Source organism: Myxococcus sp. CA033 (genome assembly GCF_013336625.1).
Lineage (GTDB): Bacteria > Myxococcota > Myxococcia > Myxococcales > Myxococcaceae > Myxococcus > Myxococcus llanfairpwllgwyngyllgogerychwyrndrobwllllantysiliogogogochensis.
In genome coordinates, this window is the sequence record NZ_JABUMU010000079.1 from 1 (window position 1) to 848 (window position 848).

General features: G+C 65.3%; 1 protein-coding gene. It reads left to right on the top strand.

Annotated elements, in window-relative coordinates:
- Positions 1-137: 137 nt before the first annotated feature.
- Entirely contained in the window at positions 138-695 is a 558-nt protein-coding gene (locus HUA78_RS45710; protein WP_174479130.1) for a hypothetical protein, read from the top strand.
- The last annotated feature ends 153 nt before the right edge of the window (positions 696-848 follow it).

Sequence of the window (848 nt, forward strand, 5' to 3'; positions counted from 1 at the left end):
GAAGGGTCGGAAGCAGGCCAAGGGATGAACCACCCAGCGTCGCTGACGCTCCGACCGCTCGCCATCAGCCGGAATCGCTGCTCGGCTTGAGCCGGAACGAGTGCTCACCATGACCGGAATACGCACTGGGCCTGACGATGCTGGAGTTCGCCACGGGCCGGCATCTCTACGACCCGGGCAACTTGAAGCTGTCGGACCTGGAGGCGCGCATGTCCGAGGAGGAGCGGCGTCGCGTACTGAAGGCGACCGTCAGAAGCATGGACGCGGGGCTGACGTCGGTCGCGGAGGATGCGATTTGCTGGGCCATGGCTTACCGCCCCCTTGATGTGGATGTCGCAGTCCTGGGAGTGCCTGAGCCTCTCCGCGCCATTCTCCGCAAGCTGTTCCACCGCAAGCCTTCGGACCGCTTCGAGACGGCCGACGACCTGGAGGGCGCGCTTCGCATTCGGCTGGATGACCTGGGGCCCTATGGCCCGGACGATGCGGTGAATGAAGTCCAGCAAGCTCTCACCGACGCGGGCGATGCGATGGAGGAGCTGAACTTGCTCGACGACGAGGGCGGCTTCATCCCTGCCGATTGGCGGGCTCACCCTGATCACGTCGAGACGCAGCCCGAAACGCGCAACGAAGACGAGCTGACGACGGACCCCCGTCCTGGTGCTCGTCGCGCTGTGAAGGCGCCGCCGACCGCCTGACGTCGGCACCTATCTCCACTTACCGCTGCTGATTCACCACCGGCCCGACGCAAGTCGCTGCGCCGACCGGGAGACGTGTGTCTTTCGTGCCTCATTCCGGGGCGCGCATGGGGGACGTGTATGCAAAGGATGCGAGGTTGGATTGTCGCGTTG

Bases quoted from the DNA above. Each gene is read 5' to 3' on its own strand.
- HUA78_RS45710 (WP_174479130.1), top strand. From the start codon at position 138: ATGCTGGAGTTCGCCACGGGCCGGCATCTCTACGACCCGGGCAACTTG.